We start from the raw sequence: 18,641 nt of genomic DNA, 5'->3' as shown, positions 1-18,641 counted from the left end.
TCGTTAGAAACCAAAAAAGGCGCAATATTGTCTGCGCCTTTGTTGTAGTGAGTTGATCGCTAGAGCTGCTCTATTACAAAATCCAGTCCACCGACGATCGCAGCGACTTGCGCGCGGTTGCATTCGTCGTCGGTGACTTTGTCACTATCTGGATACACTTCGGTTGTGGTGCCAAAAGTGCAGGTCGTGACGCCTCCGCACAGACCAAGTTTCACCATCGGGTAATTGATCACGCCATGTTGCACAACCGGTGAACCGATGATCTCGCCTTGCTCATCGGCAGGTGCGATATGTGTGACCTTGCTCACCGATGCAATCACTGCAGCTTGGAACTCAGGTTGTGGATTTTCCGTATCGCCCACGGTGTAGAAGCCATCAGGAATCATGCCTTCGATGTATTCGATACCCTCTCTTGCGGCGAGCGCTGGTCGAAACTCACTCTCATCTGTATCCGTTGTTTCATGCAGGTCGATATGAACCAGCACATCGCCTTCAATTGTCGCAACAAGAGCCATTAGGTTTGCAGACTCTTCAGCAGGACTGTTTGCGTAGAAAGAACGGTTTGGATCGATGGCCAGTGGGTTCCAACGATTGATGGTCTCATATCCCCAAGGGCTAACACAGGGAGCGATGATGATGTTGAAATGCTGGCTATATTTCTCCATCTGTTCATCAGCAAACAGCAGAGCGCCATGTACGCCGCTGGTTTCGTAGCCGTGGACGCCGCCTGTGATCAAAACCGCCGGTTTCGCTGCGTCCCATTGTTTACTTTTGATGCACAAAAGAGGGTAGCGCTCAGGGTCATAAGAGAGCTCGCCATATTGCTCAACATTAAAGCGTTCAGCTAGCGCTTCAATTTTAGGCACGACTTCTTGCTGGTATTCGCGTTTGATGGTGGTTTGTTCACGCCAAGCGATTCGTTCCGCATCTCCCCATTTTTGTCCTGGGGTGCCGATAGGGTAGGTGTAAGAACTGCGCATTACCTTGCCTTTGAGTTTACTAAAATATCGCCACAGCATAGTGCGCAATGCGCAGTCTCGCAATCACTAGGCGGTAAGTATGGCCAGTTTTTCCCTGTCTTAGCGTCAATTTGATTTGTCCTTTCTAATTCTAGTGTTACATTTGCTTACATTGATTGATGGTCCTTATGAGAGTGGACTTATGGCAGGTGCAAGCCTTTTAACCTTGTTGGATGATATCGCAACCGTTCTTGATGACGTTGCATTAATGTCGAAAGTCGCGGCAAAGAAAACTGCCGGAGTACTCGGAGACGATCTCGCGCTAAACGCACAGCAAGTATCGGGCGTGACTGCAGAGCGTGAGATCCCCGTTGTTTGGAGTGTGGCGAAAGGATCATTTCGCAACAAGCTCGTGTTGGTTCCTGCGGCGCTATTGATTAGTGCTTTTGTCCCTTGGCTGATTATGCCGTTGCTATTGCTTGGCGGCTTGTTTCTGTGTTTTGAAGGTGCAGAGAAGATCATTGAGAAGCTGTTTCATAGTAAGCATCCCGATCAAGAGAGCGCTCAGCTGGACAATGAGTTATCCATTGAAGAGTATGAGAAGCGAAAGATCGCCGGTGCAATTCGAACCGATTTTATCCTTTCAGCGGAAATCATTGTGATTGCGTTAGGGACAGTGCAAGGTCAGTCCACACTTACCCAAGTGCTGGTGGTGAGCTTAATAGCGGTATTGATGACGATCGGTGTCTATGGTTTAGTTGCGGGTATCGTTAAGCTCGATGATCTTGGTTTTTACTTAGAGCGCCGAAGCCAAGGTAAAGGGGCGATGGCGAAAGTCGGACGAAGCTTGATTGCTTTTGCCCCTAAACTGATGAAGGTGCTGGCGGTCGTCGGTACAGCGGCCATGTTTCTTGTTGGTGGTGGGATTGTGGTCCACAACGTTCCGATGATTCACCACTGGATAGAGCCGATTATCATGGACATTCCCAATATATCTTTGGCAAAAGCGCTGTTTCCTAGCTTATTAAATGGCTTGATTGGCGTGGTCGCTGGCTTGGTCGTGGTCTCTGTTTGGTGGCTGATTGGGCGAGTTAAAAACCGATAAACTAAGGAGAGCCAATGCTCTCCTTGTTACTCTTGTGTGATTTGTCGTAACGCTGAAATCAAGAGTTCAGTTGTTTGCGCCCCTGAGATCAGATGCTTTTGATTAATGATAATCGCGGGCACGGCGTTGATTCCGGCTTCAAGCCATTGCTGCTCCGTGGTGGCGACACTCTCTGCCCAGCCTTCATCACGGATAACCTCTTCGGCCACACTTGGGTCTAGACCGACGCTTTGAGCGCATTGGATCAAGACATCTTCGTCTCCGATATCTTGATTGTCGGTGAAGTAGCAGTGGAAAAGTGCGAGTTGTAACTCCAACTGTTTCCCTTCGCTCGATGACCACATTAGCAACTGGTGTGCTTTGCGCGTGTTGTAGATGCGCATATCCGGAGTGAAATGGAATGGGAATCCGACTTCACTCCCAAGTTGGGTCAATGTTTGCCTAGCGGCGTCACTCGCTTCATCGTTGGTGCCATACTTTTCCTGTAAATGCTGTTTGAGATTTTGCCCCTCTACGCCCATTGCTGGGTTGAGTTCAAAAGGGTGCCAGTTAATATCGGCTTCCACTTTATCAGACAGTGTCATCAAGGCTTGCTCTAAACGTTTGTAGCCGATGATGCACCATGGGCAAACCACATCAGAGACGATATCAATACGAACTTTGTTCATTGTGCTTCCCTTACTTAACTTATCTATCAGTATAGCCTCGTCTTGGTGGCAATTTTATTGGAAAGGTCACTGTTTCGCTATCTCTACGCCTTATGGCTACTACGCAAAAAGTGCATCTTAGGGGGATAGGAAGGGTTATCCTGTTTGCTACTATGATGACAATGAAATGATTACGTTCAATAAAGAAGAACAACCAAAGGAACAGGTGATGTGTAACATTCACGCAACTGATGTCATTTTGCATGCGTTTGATTGGCCCTATGAACTGGTGACCAAGCGAGCGAAAGAAATTGCCCAAGCTGGGTATAAAACCGTATTGGTCTCGCCACCAGTGAAGTCACTAAAAACAAAGGCGGGAACTCAATGGTGGCAACGTTATCAACCGCAAGATTATCGCGTTATTGATAACCAGCTAGGGAATACCGACGACGTCAAGACAATGATTGCAGAGTTAAAGCAATACGACGTTCGCGTCTATGCCGATGTGGTGTTTAATCACATGGCCAATGAGTCGTCCGTGCGCACCGATTTACAATACCCAAGTGATAAAGAGTTAGCAGACTATCAAACAGCAGCAGATTACTTTGAACAACAGAAGCTGTTTGGCGATCTGACTGAGCCTTTATTTGACTATCCTGATTTTGTTGAAGCGTTCGGCATTAAGGATTGGGAAGATAAGTGGCAAGTCCAGAACGGTCGTATTACTGGAGGCCCGCAAGATCCAGGATTACCGACCTTACGAGTCTGCGACAACGTTGTGACCCAACAGCAAAACTACCTTTTAGCGCTCAAAAAGTTAGGGTTTAAAGGGTTTCGCATTGATGCGGCAAAGCACATGACTCTAGAGCACCTGCAACAAGTTTGGACCGAGGAGATTTGCCAAGACACGCATATTTTCGGCGAGATCATTACCAGTGGCGGCGCCACTAAGCCCGAGTACGAGCTATTCTTGGAGCCTTTTCTCGCTCATACCCGCTTCGGTGCTTACGATTTCCCATTGTTTCAGGTGACGTACGATGCGCTCGAAGCCGGCGGGAGTCTGAAAAGTTGGGTTGATCCATACTGTTTTGGGCAGGCGCTATCACAAAGACGAGCCATTACTTTTGCCATCACGCATGATATCCCCAATAACCAAGTTTTTGAAAACCTCGTGATGGACGAAGCGTTGGAGTGGCTAGCCTACAGCTATATTTTGGGGCGAGATGGTGGGGTGCCACTCATCTACACTGACCTAGATACCAGTGGCTACTTGGATAAACGCGGCAACCCGAGATGGTTAAACGCGTGGAAAGATCCGAAGATGGTCGCTGCGATCAGATTCCACAACTCTGTTCATGGTGAACCTATGAAGGTCATTGAAGCATCGGATGACGTTTTGGTCTTCTCTCGCGGGGAGAAGGGAGTTGTTATCATCAACAAATCGAAACGGGCGCAAACGGTAGAGTTGACCTCTGAGCGCAATTGGACAGATTTACTCTCCGGACGGGAGTACTCCTCCACGAAAGGACGTGTCGAAATGCGGGTTGCTGGCATAAGCAGCATAATGGCGATCAGCACTGAATAAATCAAAAAGGGCGTATAGATTGCGCCCTAACATAGGTTTGATTAGCTCGAGCCTAGACGGTGAACTTGTTCAGTATAGAGTCCTGCTCACGAATATTCTCCGTTTGGGCTTGCATCGCGATGTTAGCGTTTTCAGCCGCATCCGCCACTTGTGTAGAGAGATCTTTTATCTTCACAGTGTTGTTGTTGATTTCTTCTGCGACCAAACTTTGCTCCTCTGCCGCAGAGGCGATTTGGATATTCATATCGCTAATGCGTTGAATAGCATCGCGAATACTGTTGAGCGCGACATTGGCTTCTTGCGCACGTGCAACGGCATCGGTTGCAGTGGATTTACTCATGTTCATCGCGTTGGCAACTGAGCTTGCACCGGCTTGAAGTTGTTCAATCATATTGCGAATTTCAGTGGTCGACTCTTGAGTGCGCTGAGCCAAGGTTCGCACTTCATCGGCAACCACGGCAAAGCCGCGACCAGATTCGCCCGCTCGAGCTGCCTCAATCGCCGCGTTAAGGGCAAGCAAGTTGGTTTGATCGGCAATGTCATTGATCACTTTCAGAATGGTTTCAATGTTATCGGTCGCCGACTCTAACACCTTAACCTCTTCTACTGCCTCATCGATTTTCTGCGACAGGTTATTAATTGCGCCCGTCGTATCGCTGACAACTGAAGTCCCCAAGCTTGTCGCGTCGTCGGCTTCTTTTGCTGCTGCTGCGGCGCCTTGAGCATTGTTGGCGACTTCACCAGAGGTGGTGGCCATTTCGTGCATCGCGGTAGCAAGCTGTTCTAACTCATGAAGCTGATCTTGCATTGCAGCTGCTGACTCTTGCAGGCCCATTGATGTCATTTCCGAGCCACGCAAAATCTCAGAGCCGATGGCTTTCGACTGGGTGATGAGTTGTTGCAGGGTTCCTGTAAAATCATTAAAGCCAGACGCCAGCACTGAAAACTCTTTGTCTGTTTTAGTGTCTAGGCGCTTGGTCAAATCACCTTGCCCAGAGGCAACGTCTTGGATGGCGTCATTTAATGTATCTAGAGGTTTCATCAGAGCGCGAATCAGCAACAGTAGTAAAAACACACTGATGACAAGCGCGATAATCGAATAGATGATCGAGCTGTTTCGCAAGTCCACGAGGGATTGATACGCCACTTCTTCGTCAAGTATCACACCAATGTACCAGTCTTCACCGGGTACTTTAGAAAAGTCGAGGGTGAACTGCTTTCCATCCAACATGACTTGTTGGGGCTCTTCTTTAATTTGAGCGTCGCCGAGGAAATCTTTCATCGGAGCACCGTTTAGCTCCGTTTTAGGGTGGGCAATGGTCGTACCGTCTCCAGATACGATAAATACATAACCGGCGTTGAAAAGTTGGACTCGGTTAACCAACTCGGCAAGGGCGGCCAAGCTTACGTCATAGAAAATTGCACCAATGAACTGGCCGTTGTCACGAACAGGGGTTGCAATAGAGACCAGAATCTCTCCGGTAGCAGAATCGGCGTAAGGCGCGGTGATGATCAGTTTGCCGGAATTTTTGGCGTCAATGTACCAAGGGCGAACGCGTGGGTCCCACGTTGGTCCGGGGTTCCAAGAAGGGTCGTTATTGATGTTCGAACCATCTTTCTCAAAACCTAAACCAGCGAGCAAAAAGGTCTCTTTGACAACTGGCCTCGTTAACACCGCTTCGATGGATTTGGGCGATAAATCGACCTCAAGCATACTTGTTGCGTATGCGGCGATCGCCTTGCGGCTGTTGATTTCAGCTCCGGTCGTGTCCCTTACCCCATCAACGATTTCGTTGACACTGGAGGTGACTTGCGAGCGAATTTCACTTTTGACGGTGTAATATTGTTGGAGCGTGAGTAAAGTGACGGTGGCAAGCAAGAGAGCAGATGATGCTGCCACGATTTTATGGCTGAATTTCATTCGGACATCCCTATCTATAAAATTGAGCGGTTACTCATAGATCTATAGTTAGTAAATGATTATTCAGCCAGTAAATTGTTAAACTTTTCTACTAGTCACCTAGCGTGATGGATTCCAGTTGCGTGAATAGCGCTTCGTTTCCATCAAACATTTGATTGATGACTTGCGCTCGTTTGTTGCCCGACAAAAGCCTCTTTTTCGCTTCACGGATTTTCAATACCAACTGATGCTCATTTATTAGGTCAGACTCTGCGCAATCCCACGTCCATTGATTGACCTGTTGGGTCAATGGACTCTCTTGCAGAGTGGGTGCCAACTGTGCGATGTCGGCTTTCAGCACTGTGAGCAGATCGACATCGTTTTGGGTGTTTCGTGAGTCGTCCGATAAGCGATTGAATATCGCTTGAGCAAGTTCAGTTAGGGACACAAATCCACCTTGCTTAGGCAACGACACTTGGACTCGACTCGAGATTTCAATACATTGGACGTGAGTATTTGGGAAGTAGCTAACTGCACATAAAGTATCAAACGGCAACCAGAAGCTCTGGCCAGGTTCTACGGCATACTCTAACTTGCCTAACTTGACCAATACCAAACCTTCTTTGACCTGCAAAAGGGTGTGCTTTAACAGTTTTCGTCTTGCCGTGGAGTGGAGAAAGTCGTATCGCGAAGTCTGATGTGAGATGGCGTAGTGCATGGGAATACTCATTACAAATGGGGCGCTAAGAGTAACGTGTCTCGTCTCAAAATCCAATATCAAATCAAGTTAAGGTAAAAACGTGGTCTGACCTTTGCAAATCTGAGAGAAGTATAGCTGCTAAGATCGCCATCTATGCGTAGAATAGGCCAGCTTTTTGTTTGATGTAACTAGAAATGACTAAAACTAACGACCCATTTATTGATATCCGTCCTTACAATGATGACGAGATTCCAGCGGCGATTGATCGACTGGTAAACGACGAAGAATTTATTAGCGCTATTTTACAGCACCGTTTCTCTAACCACGCTGGCTGGTTTAAGGCACTGATGTCACCGTTGGTGAAAGTGTACTTAAGAATGAAATGGTCCAAGCTCAACTCCGTTGAAGCGATACAGTTTGAAGTAAAAAAATATCTTGAACAAACCCTTAGCACCACAACAAACGGGGTGACTTATAGCGGTTTGGAGAAGCTTGATAAGCAAGAATCCTATCTCTTTGTTTCCAATCACCGTGACATTGCGATGGATCCTGCCCTAGTTAACTATGGTTTGTACCAAAGCGAACACAAAACGGTCCGTATCGCGATTGGCGACAACTTACTGAAAAAACCGTGTGCAACAGAACTGATGCGTTTGAACAAGAGTTTTATCGTGAAACGCTCAGCGAAAGGCCCACGTGAAATGATGAAGGCGCTTGGGACATTATCTGCTTATATCAAGCACTCGTTGGATACGGGGCATTCGATCTGGATTGCGCAAAAAGAAGGACGCGCGAAAGATGGCAATGACTTTACCGATCCAGCGATTTTAAAGATGTTCCACGTTGAAGGTCGTAAACAGAAAGTTGAATTTTCTGAGTACATTAAATCGTTGAAGATTGTTCCGGTGTCTATTTCTTACGAAAATGATCCGTGTGACATCGCAAAAGCGTTAGAGCTATGGCAAAAAGCAGAGCACGGAAGCTACGAAAAAGGTGAGTTCGAAGACATCGAGAGCATCATTCAAGGCATCGTGGGAGAAAAGGGTCGTGTCCACGTTGCGTTTGGTGACGTTATCGACCAGACCTATGACACGCCAGAAGCGCTCGCAGAAGAAATTGATCGCCAAATTCATCTTCACTACAAGCTGTTTCCGATCAACCAACTGGCAGCAGGAAATGAGGACGTTGATCAAAGCGTCAAGCAGAGCCTGAAAGATAAGTTGGTCCAACTGCCAGAAGCTGCTCAGCCTTATTTGATTGCCAGCTACGCTAATCCGGTGAATAACCAAAATTAGTGATAAAAATGAATAAAGGGATGCCGTAGCGCATCCCTTTGTCGTTTAACCACTTCATTATGGAGCAACAGCACCACCAAGGTTGAGTTTGGTTGGCCATTTACTGATCCGGTTGCCACCTAAAAAGATGTTTCCCCGTACCGTCATTGTATTTGGGAACTCGGTAATTTTTGAGCCACCAATGTACAAATTACCCTCAACGACCAAGCCTTCCGGTAGCTTCGTCAATGGCGTGCGAATGACACTCAAATCGCCTTTTACTCTCAGTCTTGGTGGCAGAGAGGTGAGCGGCGTATCTGTTAGGTTGAGGTAACCCCCAAGTTGAATTCCGGGCGGCCAGCGTTTGATATTGGCGCCGAGTAAGTTGGCAAATCCTTTGATGTTCACCCCTTTCTCCAACCGACTCAGGGCGCTATTTGACGCATCAAGGCTGCCATGAATTTCCAATCCCTCAGGGAGCGTTTTAATACCGGTCTTCGCAATGTTTAAGTTTCCATCCACGACAAGACCTGGGGGGAGCTCATCATAAGGCTTATTTCGCAGATCAAGGTTGCCGTAGTTATCAAGATGATTGAGTATTCGAAACTGATCTAATGGAGCGGCGTAGCTAATGCCCGTCGTGAGGGTTAACAACATCGCCAGAGCTATTGTGCGCATACCTTGCCTTTACGAATCAAACTCTCTTAAGTATGGATTGACTCGTAACCTTGGGTCAATCTGAGAAGGCTGCAGACATAAAAAAACGGGCGTGATGCCCGTTTTATAGTCCACTTGGAAAGTTATCGTGCCAGTGAGCGAGTCTTCAATTCGAAGATCAGTTTTTCTGCGCTGACTTCAAATTTAAAACGTGCTGTTAGCTCGTTTGACTCTTCTTCGATAGGGGACACTTCATATTGCACTGCCGCGCAGACTTGTTGCGCCAGTTCAATGTATTTAGCCAGTTCACTCTCAAGCAGTGCTTTGCCTTGCGCATAGATTGTCACCTCAGCGACATCGTCGCCTTCTTTGATGATGAAACCCATTTCTCCAGCGCAACCGCAAGCTTCACAAACGTCTTGTTGTTCAGTGCTCATCTCAATATATCCTCTTACTTAAATTAGGGTCATTTTAGCGACTAATTATCGGTTTATCTATAAAAAGCAAAGGGTGTTGAATTTGTTTCAAGGCTGCGTTTTATGTTGTTTCCAGGTTACTAACTGGATGGAATTCGAACGGAGGAGCTACCGTCATGAGATCTAGATCACTAATTGGCGAAATTTAATGTCATTTACGCGTCAGAATGCCATTCAGTTAGTTGTCAGCTAAAGTAAATTATTAGACTATCGGCAATCAAATTATATCTAGAAAAGATGATGCCTTTTCATTTCATAAGTTCGTGGAATGCGTACTTGTGTTGGTTAGCTTACACCATAATTAGATTGCTTGTACGGTTTATCTGATGCAAGCGCAGTATAGGTAGGCGACAGAGAAGAGGTTTTTTTATGCATGACTCTTATTGAGTTAGACAGACGGATTTACAAAGAGAAGAGCCTGAACATGCCAAAGCGTAGTAAAGAAGATACTGAGATCACGATACAAAAGATCATGGACGCGGTTGTTGATCAACTGTTGCGTCTTGGTTATGACAAAATGTCTTACACCACTCTAAGCCAGCAGACTGGCGTTTCTAGAACGGGCATTAGCCACCACTTTCCAAAGAAAACGGACTTCACTGCCGCGTTAGACGGTCGCATTTTCAAGATGTTTGTTGAGCATGTTGATTTTGATAACGGTTTAGAAGCGTTTTCTTCAAGCTGGGTGAAAGCGCTAGACAATGAAGAGTTTCGCGCGATTTTGCGTTTGCTTTTCCACCATATCGTTACCTCTCAAAGCACTCACGAGTTTGCGACAAATGGGATTGAGCGTCTGTACAAAATGACTGAGACTCAGTTTGGTCAAGGCAGCGAGAAAGAGCTGGAATGGCTGATTGGTAAATCGCTGGTTCGTATGGTCTAGGTCGTACTATCGCTATGAAAAAGCCTTCACTTGAAGGCTTTTTTTGTATCTAGGCTAGAGCAAAGGTTTACTGCTTTACTGGCTCGTTCTAGTACGTGGTTTTGGGAATGGTTGCGCCCATTAGTCAATTTTCCTCTTCTCTCGCTGGATCAAATTGGCGCTGCAACTTGCTGAAATTCGATAGTTTTAAGCTACCCTTAAAATAGATAGCAGCGGCTAGGGCTAGTGAAGGTTTTTGGGTCAAAGTGGTCGGAGAGTAAACCGTTTGGCCAGCGTTTTTACGACCTTTAATAAAGTTAATAATTCAACAACTTCCCGTACCTGATGCGCTAACTATCTGTTAAACTGAATTTATTAATTGTACGAATGGCAGTAGGTGTACGAATGTCTTACCCAGTTTTAATATGTGATGACTCCGCCTTAGCAAGAAAACAGATGGCTCGTTCATTGCCCGCTTCGCTAAATGCCGATATCACCTTCGCTGTTCATGGTTTGGATGCACTTGAGCAGTTAGAACAACATCAATTTAAGCTGATGTTCCTCGATTTGACGATGCCAGAACTCGATGGCTTCGGTACCCTTGAAGAGATTGGTAAACGTGGCATTGATGTGCCAGTCGTTGTGGTCTCGGGCGATATTCAGCCGAAAGCCAAAGAGCGTGTAATGGGGCTTGGAGCAAAAGCCTTTATTCAAAAGCCGATCGATAAAGATGCGCTAAACGAAGTGCTTAGAAGCTTAGTTCAGCCTGCTGAGCGCCCTCAAGTCATCACGCCAGTCTCTATTGAGTTGCCGATTCTACGTCGCCGCGACATTTATATGGAAGTTGCCAACGTATCTATTGGTCGCGCTGCTGACGCTCTTGCTCGTCACTTTGATGTATTTGTTCACTTACCGCTTCCTAATGTAAACATCTTTGAAGTCAGTGAGCTTCACATGGCGCTGCGAGACTTAGCGGAAAACGATCAAGTGTCAGGAGTATGCCAAGGCTTTAGTGGTGAAGGTATCGCGGGGGAGGCGCTAGTCCTTTTAAGTGACTCCAGTGTCTCTGACCTTAAAAAGCTGATGAAAGTGCCAGCAGACAGCGAAGAGCTTGAAGAGCTTGAGCTGCTAATGGATGTCTCTAATATTCTCGTTGGTTCGTTTCTAAATGGCTTAGGACAACAGGCTGAGGTTCGTTTTTTCCAAAGCTCGCCAGTGTTGTTAGGGCAACATATTTCGATCGACTCTGTTATTCAGTCCACGACCGGTTCGTTTAAAAAGACAATGACATTTGAAGTCAGCTACAACATCGATGGAACGTCTATCCGCTGTGATCTTCTGTTTATGTTTGTCGATGAATCATTACCACTTCTCGATAACAAGCTGGCCTACCTCATGGAGGACTTTTAATGATATCTCTTCCTGCAGAATTCGAGCAATTCCACTGGATGGTGGACATGGTGCAAAATGTCGATTTGGGTCTGGTGGTGTTGGATCGCGATTACAAGGTTCAAGTTTGGAACGGGTTCATGACCCATCACAGCGGGATTCAAGCGCATGAAGCCATCGATAAGTCTATCTTTGAGCTGTTCCCTGAAATTCCGCAAGATTGGTTCAAGCTTAAAACCAAGCCAGTCTACGACTTAGGTTGCCGCAGTTTTATTACGTGGCAACAACGTCCGTACCTATTTAAATGTCGAAACGTACGACCTGTCACTCAACAAGCGGATTTCATGTACCAAAATATCACGCTGAACCCAATGCGAACCCCGACTGGTGAGGTGCGCTCTTTATTCCTATCAATACAAGACGCGACAGCAGAAGCACTCGTCTCCAAAAACAGCTAATTTGACCACAACGCCAAGGTTTTTCTTGGCGTTGTGGTTTATGCTCAATAGCGGTTCTCTTTTCATGGATGCTTGTTATGACACTTCCTCTTTATCTCTATACTGCAGAGCAGGTTAAACGTGGCGAAGTAGTCGCGGCTCAGCAAGCTGGAATCGAGTTATATCAATTGATGCTACGTGCGGGGGAAGCGACCTTTGCGCTGTTGCAAGAGCAGTATCCCAAGATTGCGCACATTACCGTAGTGTGCGGTGCTGGCAATAACGGCGGTGATGGCTTTGTGGTGGCGCGTTTGGCTAAGGAGGCGGGCCTTGATGTTGACCTCTTTCTCACAAGCGATGCGACCCGTTTATTGGGCGATGCCGCTCAAGCCTATCAGGCATGGCTAACTGCTGGTGGTAGGCTAACGTCTTTCGACGAGTTTGAGACGAGCCTTCAGAGCTGTGACGTGATTGTTGATGGTATTTTAGGAACGGGTCTAAAAGGAGACGTTCGGGCAAATTTGGCGTCTCTATTTCAAACCGTCAACCAAGCAAATAAACCAATCGTCGCGATTGATCTCCCTTCGGGACTATGTGCAGATACCGGGAGAATACTTGGGGCCGCCATCTGTGCGAATCACACCATTTCGTTTATTGGATTGAAGCAAGGGCTCGTCACGGGGGACGCTAGGTCGGTGACAGGTCAACTTCACTTTGCCGGCTTAGAAGTCGAAGAGCAATTTATCGAACTTTACTCTCCATCGGCGCAGCTGCTTGATTACCACAGCGTTGCCGAGCTGTTGCCACAGCGATCCCCGGTGGCCCATAAAGGAGATCACGGACGTGTCTCCTGTATTGGCGGTAACCTTGGCTATGCGGGCGCTATACGGCTTTGCGCTCAAGCCGTAGTGAGAAGCGGGGCAGGATTGACCAGTGCTTTGTGCCACTCAGGCTCGATTTTACCTCTCCAACTTGCGTGCCCAGAGGTGATGGCGCGAGATTGGGATGGGAGCAAGCGTATTCTCTTTGAGCGGCTAAAACGTCAAGATGTCGTTGCGATTGGCCCTGGTCTCGGCATGGACGATTGGGCCAAAACAGCAGTTCAATCCATCAATCAACTCCAGATAGCTAAGGTGGTTGATGCGGATGCCCTGAACCTTCTCGCACAAAGTCCAAACTGTGATGAAAATCGAGTGATCACGCCTCATCCTGGAGAAGCCGCAAGATTGCTAAATGCAAGTATCAACGATATCGAGAATGATCGTTACGCTGCGGTGAAAGCGCTCCATCAGAGGTACGGTGGTGTGGTTGTGCTAAAAGGCGCGGGTACGCTGATATTCGATGGTCAGACTGTTTTTGTTTGTGCCGCAGGCAATGCGGGTATGGCTTCTGGTGGTATGGGTGATGTATTAACGGGTGTCATAGCGGCGCTCATCGGACAAGGGCTATCTATCTCGCAAGCAGCTAGACTTGGGGTTCTCGTACATAGCCAAGCCGCAGATGATTTGGTTTCGACCCACGGCCAGATTGGTCTGACTGCAAGTGATCTAGTTCCTCAGATCCGGCGACTCCTCAATGGTATCCACAAGTTGTAGTACTGAATGACACATGATGCTTTTTTGTGACTTCGATTGTTATTTTATCTGATTCCGTTACAATGCTCGTTCGCTCCTGAGTTGTGCATCCGTATTTGCATATAAAAGGAGCCGATTCTGGTCTTTAATCGTTTGAATTTGATATTAAAGACATAATTTGAATTGCATGTGTTGCTTGGTGTGCAACACCACTGTAAAGGATATTTTAATGCCTATTATTACCCTTCCTGACGGCAGTCAGCGTCAATTTGACAACCCTGTTTCTACTCTTGAAGTTGCTCAATCTATCGGTCCAGGTCTTGCGAAAGCAACCATCGCAGGTCGTGTAGACGGCGAGCGTGTTGATGCATGTGATCTCATCGAAAAAGATGCAAGCCTTGAAATCATCACCGTAAAAGATGAAGTGGACGGTCTAGAAATCGTTCGTCACTCATGCGCTCACCTTCTTGGTCACGCAATTAAGCAGCTTTACCCTGAAGCGAAAATGGCGATCGGTCCAACCATCGACAACGGCTTCTACTACGATATCGACCTTGAGCAGTCTCTAACGCAAGAAGATCTTGAAAAGATTGAAAAGCGTATGAAAGAGCTTGCAAAGACCAAATACCAAGTTATCAAGAAAAAGGTTAGCTGGCAGGAAGCTCGCGATGCATTTGAAGCTCGCGGTGAAACGTACAAGATGGAAATCCTAGACGAAAACGTCTCTCGTGATGATCGTCCGGGTCTATACCATCATGAAGAATACTTAGATATGTGTCGTGGTCCACACGTACCGCATATGGGATTCTGTCAGCACTTCACGCTACTGAACGTAGCAGGTGCATACTGGCGTGGTAACAGCGACAACAAGATGCTGCAACGTATCTACGGTACGGCTTTCCATGATAAGAAAGCACTTAAAGCTCACCTTACTCGCCTTGAAGAAGCGGCGAAGCGTGACCACCGTAAAATTGGTAAGCAGCTAGACCTGTTCCACATGCAACAAGAAGCACCAGGTATGGTGTTCTGGCATCATAACGGTTGGTCTATCTTCCGCGATCTAGAAGTCTTTGTTCGTGAAAAACTGACGGAATACAACTACCAAGAAGTTAAAGGTCCTCTCATTATGGACCGCGTGCTTTGGGAACGCTCTGGTCACTGGGATAAATACGCAGATGCGATGTTTACAACTGCGTCTGAAAACCGTGATTACGCTCTGAAGCCAATGAACTGCCCTGGTCACGTTCAGATCTTTAACCAAGGTCTAAAATCGTACCGTGACTTACCGTTACGTATGGCTGAGTTCGGCTCATGTCACCGTAACGAACCATCAGGTGCACTACACGGCATCATGCGTGTACGTGGTTTTACTCAAGATGACGCTCATATTTTCTGTACAGAAAGTCAAATCCAAGAGGAAGTGACCGGTTGTATCAAGATGGTATACGATACGTACCAAACATTTGGTTTCGACAACATCGTAGTGAAACTATCGACTCGCCCTGAAAAGCGCGTTGGTTCTGATGAGATCTGGGATCAATCAGAAGAAGCGCTGAAGCACTCTCTTGAAGCGATGGATATTCCATACGAGATTCAAGAAGGTGAGGGTGCGTTCTACGGTCCTAAGATTGAGTTCACTCTCTATGACTGTCTCGATCGCGCATGGCAATGTGGTACGGTTCAGCTAGATTTCAACTTGCCTGGTCGCTTAGGCGCATCTTACGTTGATGAAAACAATGAACGCCAAGTTCCTGTTATGATTCACCGTGCGATTCTAGGTTCACTTGAGCGTTTCATCGGTATTCTTATCGAAGAATACTTTGGCTTCTTCCCTACGTGGTTGTCGCCAGAGCAGGCTGTTATCATGAATATCACTGATAAACAGGCTGATTACGCACAAGAAGTTGCTCAAAAACTACAAAAAGTTGGAATTAGAGCAAAAGCGGACTTGAGAAATGAGAAGATAGGCTTTAAAATCCGCGAACATACTTTGAAGCGTGTACCATATATGCTTGTTTGTGGTGACCAAGAAATGGAAGCCGGTGAAATCGCAGTACGTACACGTAAAGGTAAAGACCTCGGTAAGTTTAAAGTGGATGATTTTATTTCTTACATCCAAGACGAGATCTCTACCCGTAAGCTCAATCTGGAGGAATAAACTATTAAAGGCGGAAGACGCGGCCAAGTACCGGCCAAACAAAATGCTCATCGTTTAAACGGTGAAATTCGTGGCGTTCGTGAAGTTCGTTTAACTGGCGCTGATGGCGAATCAGTTGGTGTTGTTTCTATTCAAGAAGCAGTAGCCGCAGCTGAAGAAGCAGGTATGGATCTGGTAGAAATCAGTCCAAACGCTGAGCCACCAGTATGTCGTGTAATGGACTACGGTAAATTCCTCTTTGAGAAGAGCAAGTCTGCTAAAGAGCAGAAGAAAAAGCAAAAGCAGGTTCAGATTAAGGAAGTAAAATTCCGTCCTGGAACTGATATTGGAGACTATCAGGTAAAACTACGCAACCTGACGCGTTTCCTTGAAGAAGGCAACAAAGTGAAGGTAACAATTCGCTTCCGTGGCCGAGAAATGGCACACCAAGACATCGGTGTTGACGTTCTAAATCGTCTTAAGGAAGACACTGTTGAAATCGCAGTAGTGGAATCTTTCCCTAAGAAGATCGAAGGTCGTCAGATGATCATGGTTCTTGCCCCTAAAAAGAAGTAATTAACGGCTTTGCAAGTAATAAAACTCAGCTGCCGTAAGGTGGCTGAGTTTTATTCGCCCTAATTACTATTGTTTAATACAACTCAACAATGCGGAGTTATTCATCATGCCTAAGATGAAAACCAACAAAGGTGCTGCTAAGCGTTTCAAGAAAACTGCTGGTGGTATTAAGTTTAAGCACGCTACTAAACGTCACATCCTGACTAAGCGTACTACTAAGAACAAGCGTCAGCTTCGTCCAAATGCAATCCTTCCTAAGTGTGAAGTGGCTGCAGTTGCTCGTATGCTACCATACGCATAATTCTTTTTAGTTTATTAATCGTTTAGTTTAGGAGAAGCATAATGCCTCGCGTAAAACGTGGTGTACAAGCTCGTGCACGTCATAAGAAAGTTCTAAAACAAGCTAAAGGTTACTACGGTGCACGTTCACGTGTTTACCGCGTAGCTTTTCAAGCAGTTACTAAAGCTGGTCAATACGCTTACCGTGACCGTCGCAACAAGAAACGTCAATTCCGTCAACTATGGATTGCACGTATCAATGCGGCATCTCGTCAAAATGGTCTATCTTACAGCCGTTTCATCAACGGTCTTAAGAAAGCATCTATCGAGATCGACCGTAAGATCCTTGCTGACATCGCGGTATTCGACAAAGCTGCATTCGCAGTTCTAGTTGAAAAAGCGAAAGCTGCTCTTTAATTAGAGTCAGTTATTAGGATTAAGGAAAGGAGAGCTTAGGCTCTCCTTTTTTCTTATCTATTCAACTACAAATTTGAGAGCGGGCTTTTAACTCCTCCACCTCCTCGCTCTATCACGTGAGTGTATATCTGCGTCGTCTTTACATCACTATGACCGAGCTGCTCTTGAACCGTTCTAATATCTGCTCCTGACTCGAGCAAATGTGTCGCAAAACTATGCCTTAATGTGTGGCATGTCACTGCCTTAGCTATCCCAGCGTCCTTGGCGGAACGCTTGACCGCTCTTTGTAGAGATGTTTCATTTATATGGTGCCTCTTAAGCTCTCCAGTATTTGGTTCAACTGATAGCCGGTGGGAGGGAAATAAAAAGTGCCAGTTGAAATCTAACTCAGCTTCAGGGTATTTTCTTTGCAACGAAGGTCGTATGTGGACGCCAGCATAACCAGGCAAATTGATATCCTTTTTGTAGTATCTTAACGCGATGCCCTGCTGTTCTTTTAGTAGTGAAACAGCTTCACTTGCTAACGTCACAACACGATTTTTCCCTCCTTTTCCTTGCCACACGCGAAGCGCCTTATAGTCATAATCTATGTCTTGAACTCTCAAGCGGACACACTCCATAACACGTAAACCTGAGCCATAAAGCAGCATAATGTGTAACTTATACCTAGGATCTATATGCATCAGAAAACGGCGCATTTCTTCTTTGGTTAGCACAACAGGCAATTTTCTATCCAACTGTGATTTCTGAAATTTCATTTCCACTGAAAGGGGGGGTCGAAAATATTCCCTATAAAGAAAGCTAATTGAGTTGAGTGCCAGAGCTTGTGTTTTGGCAGCTACTTTGCAGTCAACCGCTAAATGAGTTAGAAAAGCTTCCACATGACTTTCATTCAATTTGGATGGATGAGCTTTGTCGTTAAATAAGATGAACTTTGTGATCCAGAGTAGATATGCTTGAATCGTTTTGGGAGCATAATGTCGAGCAATCATATGCTCTTTTACACTTAGTAAAAACTGGCTTTTCATTGGTAATTTTTTAGTCATTCAAGCTGTGTTTATATACAGTTGTCTTTGATTTGGCAGGAATCAATAATTAGTTGACACTTTGCCGTCTAATTGGGATCTCAGATACAATCTCTACTCCAACAAGCTGATTATTTTCATAGGCTTATGTGATAGTATTTTGTTCTATTAAATGAGTGGCGAATCGTAAGAGTGCTGGATTAGTTCGGCTTGTTGTTTGATAGAAAGCGTTATGCTTAATCACTAAAAATCAGTGGCTTATGTTTTTTCTTTGTTCCATCGGCTGGTTAGTTTTGAGTTTGTCGGCAAGTTGGCTTCAGTGGGCGCTGTTTTCCGGACACTTGTTCTTTGGCGCTGGAAATTCAGAGCGTTGCCTCAATCAGTTTTCAGGCAAGCGCGAGGTTAGGTCGGTTGGCTCAATCAGCAATTTGATCTCAGGTTTTTGAGTTTTAGCCGCCAAATTTCAAAGTCTGATTTTCAAGAATCATGAGTTATTTCAGCTTTTTAGGTTTTGCTTTTTGTTAGCTAATCCTAGTCGAGTTAATCTTGGTTTTGGTAAAAATGTGGGCGTTGAAGCTTAAGCATAACAAGGCGTTCAAGAGGGATTCATGCCGCATGGCATTTTTGGTATGCGGTGAGTTT

The 18,641-nt window shown here is 46.0% G+C and carries 18 protein-coding genes; 11 read left to right on the top strand and 7 right to left on the bottom strand.

Translation table 11 applies throughout. From position 1 onward, the window contains the following. Positions 1–59: 59 nt before the first annotated feature. Complete coding sequence (locus RJ47_RS17340) at positions 60–980, bottom strand: M14 family metallopeptidase (RefSeq protein WP_039485680.1); 921 nt, start codon at positions 978–980, stop codon at positions 60–62. A 181-nt stretch (positions 981–1,161) separates the two neighbouring features. On the opposite strand from RJ47_RS17340, the gene RJ47_RS17335 reads away from it, so the two are divergent. Continuing rightward, on the top strand, positions 1,162–2,064 hold the full coding sequence (locus RJ47_RS17335; RefSeq protein ID WP_039485678.1) for a DUF808 domain-containing protein: 903 nt from the start codon (positions 1,162–1,164) through the stop codon (positions 2,062–2,064). A 26-nt stretch (positions 2,065–2,090) separates the two neighbouring features. Here the strand turns inward: RJ47_RS17335 and RJ47_RS17330 are convergent, their stop codons facing one another. Next, positions 2,091–2,732: a DsbA family oxidoreductase gene (locus tag RJ47_RS17330; protein WP_039485675.1), complete on the bottom strand. Its 642-nt coding sequence runs from the start codon at positions 2,730–2,732 to the stop codon at positions 2,091–2,093. A 208-nt stretch (positions 2,733–2,940) separates the two neighbouring features. On the opposite strand from RJ47_RS17330, the gene RJ47_RS17325 reads away from it, so the two are divergent. After that, positions 2,941–4,296, top strand: a complete 1,356-nt coding sequence (locus RJ47_RS17325; RefSeq protein ID WP_039485891.1) for an alpha-amylase family glycosyl hydrolase — start codon at positions 2,941–2,943, stop codon at positions 4,294–4,296. 52 nt (positions 4,297–4,348) lie between these two features. On the opposite strand, the gene RJ47_RS17320 is transcribed toward RJ47_RS17325, so the two are convergent. Together RJ47_RS17320 and RJ47_RS17315 are read right to left on the bottom strand one after the other, a co-directional pair. Then, positions 4,349–6,217: a methyl-accepting chemotaxis protein gene (locus RJ47_RS17320; protein ID WP_039485672.1), complete on the bottom strand. Its 1,869-nt coding sequence runs from the start codon at positions 6,215–6,217 to the stop codon at positions 4,349–4,351. Positions 6,218–6,308: 91 nt separating this feature from the next. Further along, positions 6,309–6,914: a hypothetical protein gene (locus RJ47_RS17315; protein WP_039477007.1), complete on the bottom strand. Its 606-nt coding sequence runs from the start codon at positions 6,912–6,914 to the stop codon at positions 6,309–6,311. 176 nt (positions 6,915–7,090) lie between these two features. On the opposite strand from RJ47_RS17315, the gene RJ47_RS17310 reads away from it, so the two are divergent. Continuing rightward, positions 7,091–8,191 carry a 1-acyl-sn-glycerol-3-phosphate acyltransferase gene (locus tag RJ47_RS17310; RefSeq protein ID WP_038193078.1) on the top strand — a complete coding sequence of 367 codons (1,101 nt, stop codon included), beginning with the start codon at positions 7,091–7,093 and terminating at the stop codon, positions 8,189–8,191. Positions 8,192–8,248: 57 nt separating this feature from the next. Here RJ47_RS17310 and RJ47_RS17305 read toward each other — a convergent pair whose 3' ends face one another. Beyond that, positions 8,249–8,848, bottom strand: a complete 600-nt coding sequence (locus RJ47_RS17305) for a hypothetical protein (protein WP_039485670.1) — start codon at positions 8,846–8,848, stop codon at positions 8,249–8,251. Between the two features lie 122 nt (positions 8,849–8,970). Continuing rightward, a complete protein-coding gene (locus tag RJ47_RS17300) occupies positions 8,971–9,264 on the bottom strand; it encodes a YfcZ/YiiS family protein (protein WP_038141607.1) in 294 nt (97 codons plus the stop codon). Between the two features lie 463 nt (positions 9,265–9,727). Here RJ47_RS17300 and RJ47_RS17295 point away from each other — a divergent pair, with 463 nt between their 5' ends. The 8 genes from RJ47_RS17295 to rplT all read left to right on the top strand — a co-directional run bounded on the left by RJ47_RS17295 (position 9,728) and on the right by rplT (position 16,974). Then, positions 9,728–10,186, top strand: coding sequence for a TetR/AcrR family transcriptional regulator (locus tag RJ47_RS17295; RefSeq protein WP_038141606.1), 459 nt, complete (start codon positions 9,728–9,730; stop codon positions 10,184–10,186). Between the two features lie 384 nt (positions 10,187–10,570). Beyond that, complete coding sequence (locus RJ47_RS17290; RefSeq protein WP_038141605.1) at positions 10,571–11,575, top strand: response regulator; 1,005 nt, start codon at positions 10,571–10,573, stop codon at positions 11,573–11,575. Then, positions 11,575–12,012, top strand: coding sequence for a PAS domain-containing protein (locus RJ47_RS17285; RefSeq protein WP_038141603.1), 438 nt, complete (start codon positions 11,575–11,577; stop codon positions 12,010–12,012). The genes RJ47_RS17290 and RJ47_RS17285 overlap by 1 nt, the downstream gene beginning before the upstream one ends. Positions 12,013–12,089: 77 nt before the next feature. Continuing rightward, complete coding sequence (locus tag RJ47_RS17280; RefSeq protein WP_039485667.1) at positions 12,090–13,586, top strand: bifunctional ADP-dependent NAD(P)H-hydrate dehydratase/NAD(P)H-hydrate epimerase; 1,497 nt, start codon at positions 12,090–12,092, stop codon at positions 13,584–13,586. Between the two features lie 208 nt (positions 13,587–13,794). After that, a complete protein-coding gene (gene thrS / locus RJ47_RS17275) occupies positions 13,795–15,723 on the top strand; it encodes a threonine--tRNA ligase (protein ID WP_038141600.1) in 1,929 nt (642 codons plus the stop codon). A 3-nt stretch (positions 15,724–15,726) separates the two neighbouring features. Further along, complete coding sequence (gene infC, locus RJ47_RS17270; protein ID WP_071985915.1) at positions 15,727–16,278, top strand: translation initiation factor IF-3; 552 nt, start codon at positions 15,727–15,729, stop codon at positions 16,276–16,278. Between the two features lie 106 nt (positions 16,279–16,384). Next, complete coding sequence (rpmI, locus tag RJ47_RS17265; RefSeq protein ID WP_004411425.1) at positions 16,385–16,579, top strand: 50S ribosomal protein L35; 195 nt, start codon at positions 16,385–16,387, stop codon at positions 16,577–16,579. 41 nt (positions 16,580–16,620) lie between these two features. Then, positions 16,621–16,974: a 50S ribosomal protein L20 gene (gene rplT, locus RJ47_RS17260; protein ID WP_004401084.1), complete on the top strand. Its 354-nt coding sequence runs from the start codon at positions 16,621–16,623 to the stop codon at positions 16,972–16,974. 65 nt (positions 16,975–17,039) lie between these two features. Here rplT and RJ47_RS17255 read toward each other — a convergent pair whose 3' ends face one another. Continuing rightward, positions 17,040–18,002: an integron integrase gene (locus RJ47_RS17255; RefSeq protein WP_039485889.1), complete on the bottom strand. Its 963-nt coding sequence runs from the start codon at positions 18,000–18,002 to the stop codon at positions 17,040–17,042. Between the last annotated feature and the right edge of the window lie 639 nt (positions 18,003–18,641).

The organism is Vibrio sinaloensis, from assembly GCF_000808535.1.
GTDB classification, from domain to species: domain Bacteria; phylum Pseudomonadota; class Gammaproteobacteria; order Enterobacterales; family Vibrionaceae; genus Vibrio; species Vibrio sinaloensis_D.
The sequence above is the reverse complement of the archived record's forward strand: the minus strand, read 5'-3'. Positions and strand labels throughout refer to the sequence as shown.

Bases quoted from the DNA above. Each gene is read 5' to 3' on its own strand.
- RJ47_RS17340 (WP_039485680.1), bottom strand. From the start codon at position 980: ATGCGCAGTTCTTACACCTACCCTATCGGCACCCCAGGACAAAAATGG.
- RJ47_RS17335 (WP_039485678.1), top strand. From the start codon at position 1,162: ATGGCAGGTGCAAGCCTTTTAACCTTGTTGGATGATATCGCAACCGTT.
- RJ47_RS17330 (WP_039485675.1), bottom strand. From the start codon at position 2,732: ATGAACAAAGTTCGTATTGATATCGTCTCTGATGTGGTTTGCCCATGG.
- RJ47_RS17325 (WP_039485891.1), top strand. From the start codon at position 2,941: ATGTGTAACATTCACGCAACTGATGTCATTTTGCATGCGTTTGATTGG.
- RJ47_RS17320 (WP_039485672.1), bottom strand. From the start codon at position 6,217: ATGAAATTCAGCCATAAAATCGTGGCAGCATCATCTGCTCTCTTGCTT.
- RJ47_RS17315 (WP_039477007.1), bottom strand. From the start codon at position 6,914: ATGCACTACGCCATCTCACATCAGACTTCGCGATACGACTTTCTCCAC.
- RJ47_RS17310 (WP_038193078.1), top strand. From the start codon at position 7,091: ATGACTAAAACTAACGACCCATTTATTGATATCCGTCCTTACAATGAT.
- RJ47_RS17305 (WP_039485670.1), bottom strand. From the start codon at position 8,848: ATGCGCACAATAGCTCTGGCGATGTTGTTAACCCTCACGACGGGCATT.
- RJ47_RS17300 (WP_038141607.1), bottom strand. From the start codon at position 9,264: ATGAGCACTGAACAACAAGACGTTTGTGAAGCTTGCGGTTGCGCTGGA.
- RJ47_RS17295 (WP_038141606.1), top strand. From the start codon at position 9,728: ATGCCAAAGCGTAGTAAAGAAGATACTGAGATCACGATACAAAAGATC.
- RJ47_RS17290 (WP_038141605.1), top strand. From the start codon at position 10,571: ATGTCTTACCCAGTTTTAATATGTGATGACTCCGCCTTAGCAAGAAAA.
- RJ47_RS17285 (WP_038141603.1), top strand. From the start codon at position 11,575: ATGATATCTCTTCCTGCAGAATTCGAGCAATTCCACTGGATGGTGGAC.
- RJ47_RS17280 (WP_039485667.1), top strand. From the start codon at position 12,090: ATGACACTTCCTCTTTATCTCTATACTGCAGAGCAGGTTAAACGTGGC.
- thrS (WP_038141600.1), top strand. From the start codon at position 13,795: ATGCCTATTATTACCCTTCCTGACGGCAGTCAGCGTCAATTTGACAAC.
- rpmI (WP_004411425.1), top strand. From the start codon at position 16,385: ATGCCTAAGATGAAAACCAACAAAGGTGCTGCTAAGCGTTTCAAGAAA.
- rplT (WP_004401084.1), top strand. From the start codon at position 16,621: ATGCCTCGCGTAAAACGTGGTGTACAAGCTCGTGCACGTCATAAGAAA.
- RJ47_RS17255 (WP_039485889.1), bottom strand. From the start codon at position 18,002: ATGAAAAGCCAGTTTTTACTAAGTGTAAAAGAGCATATGATTGCTCGA.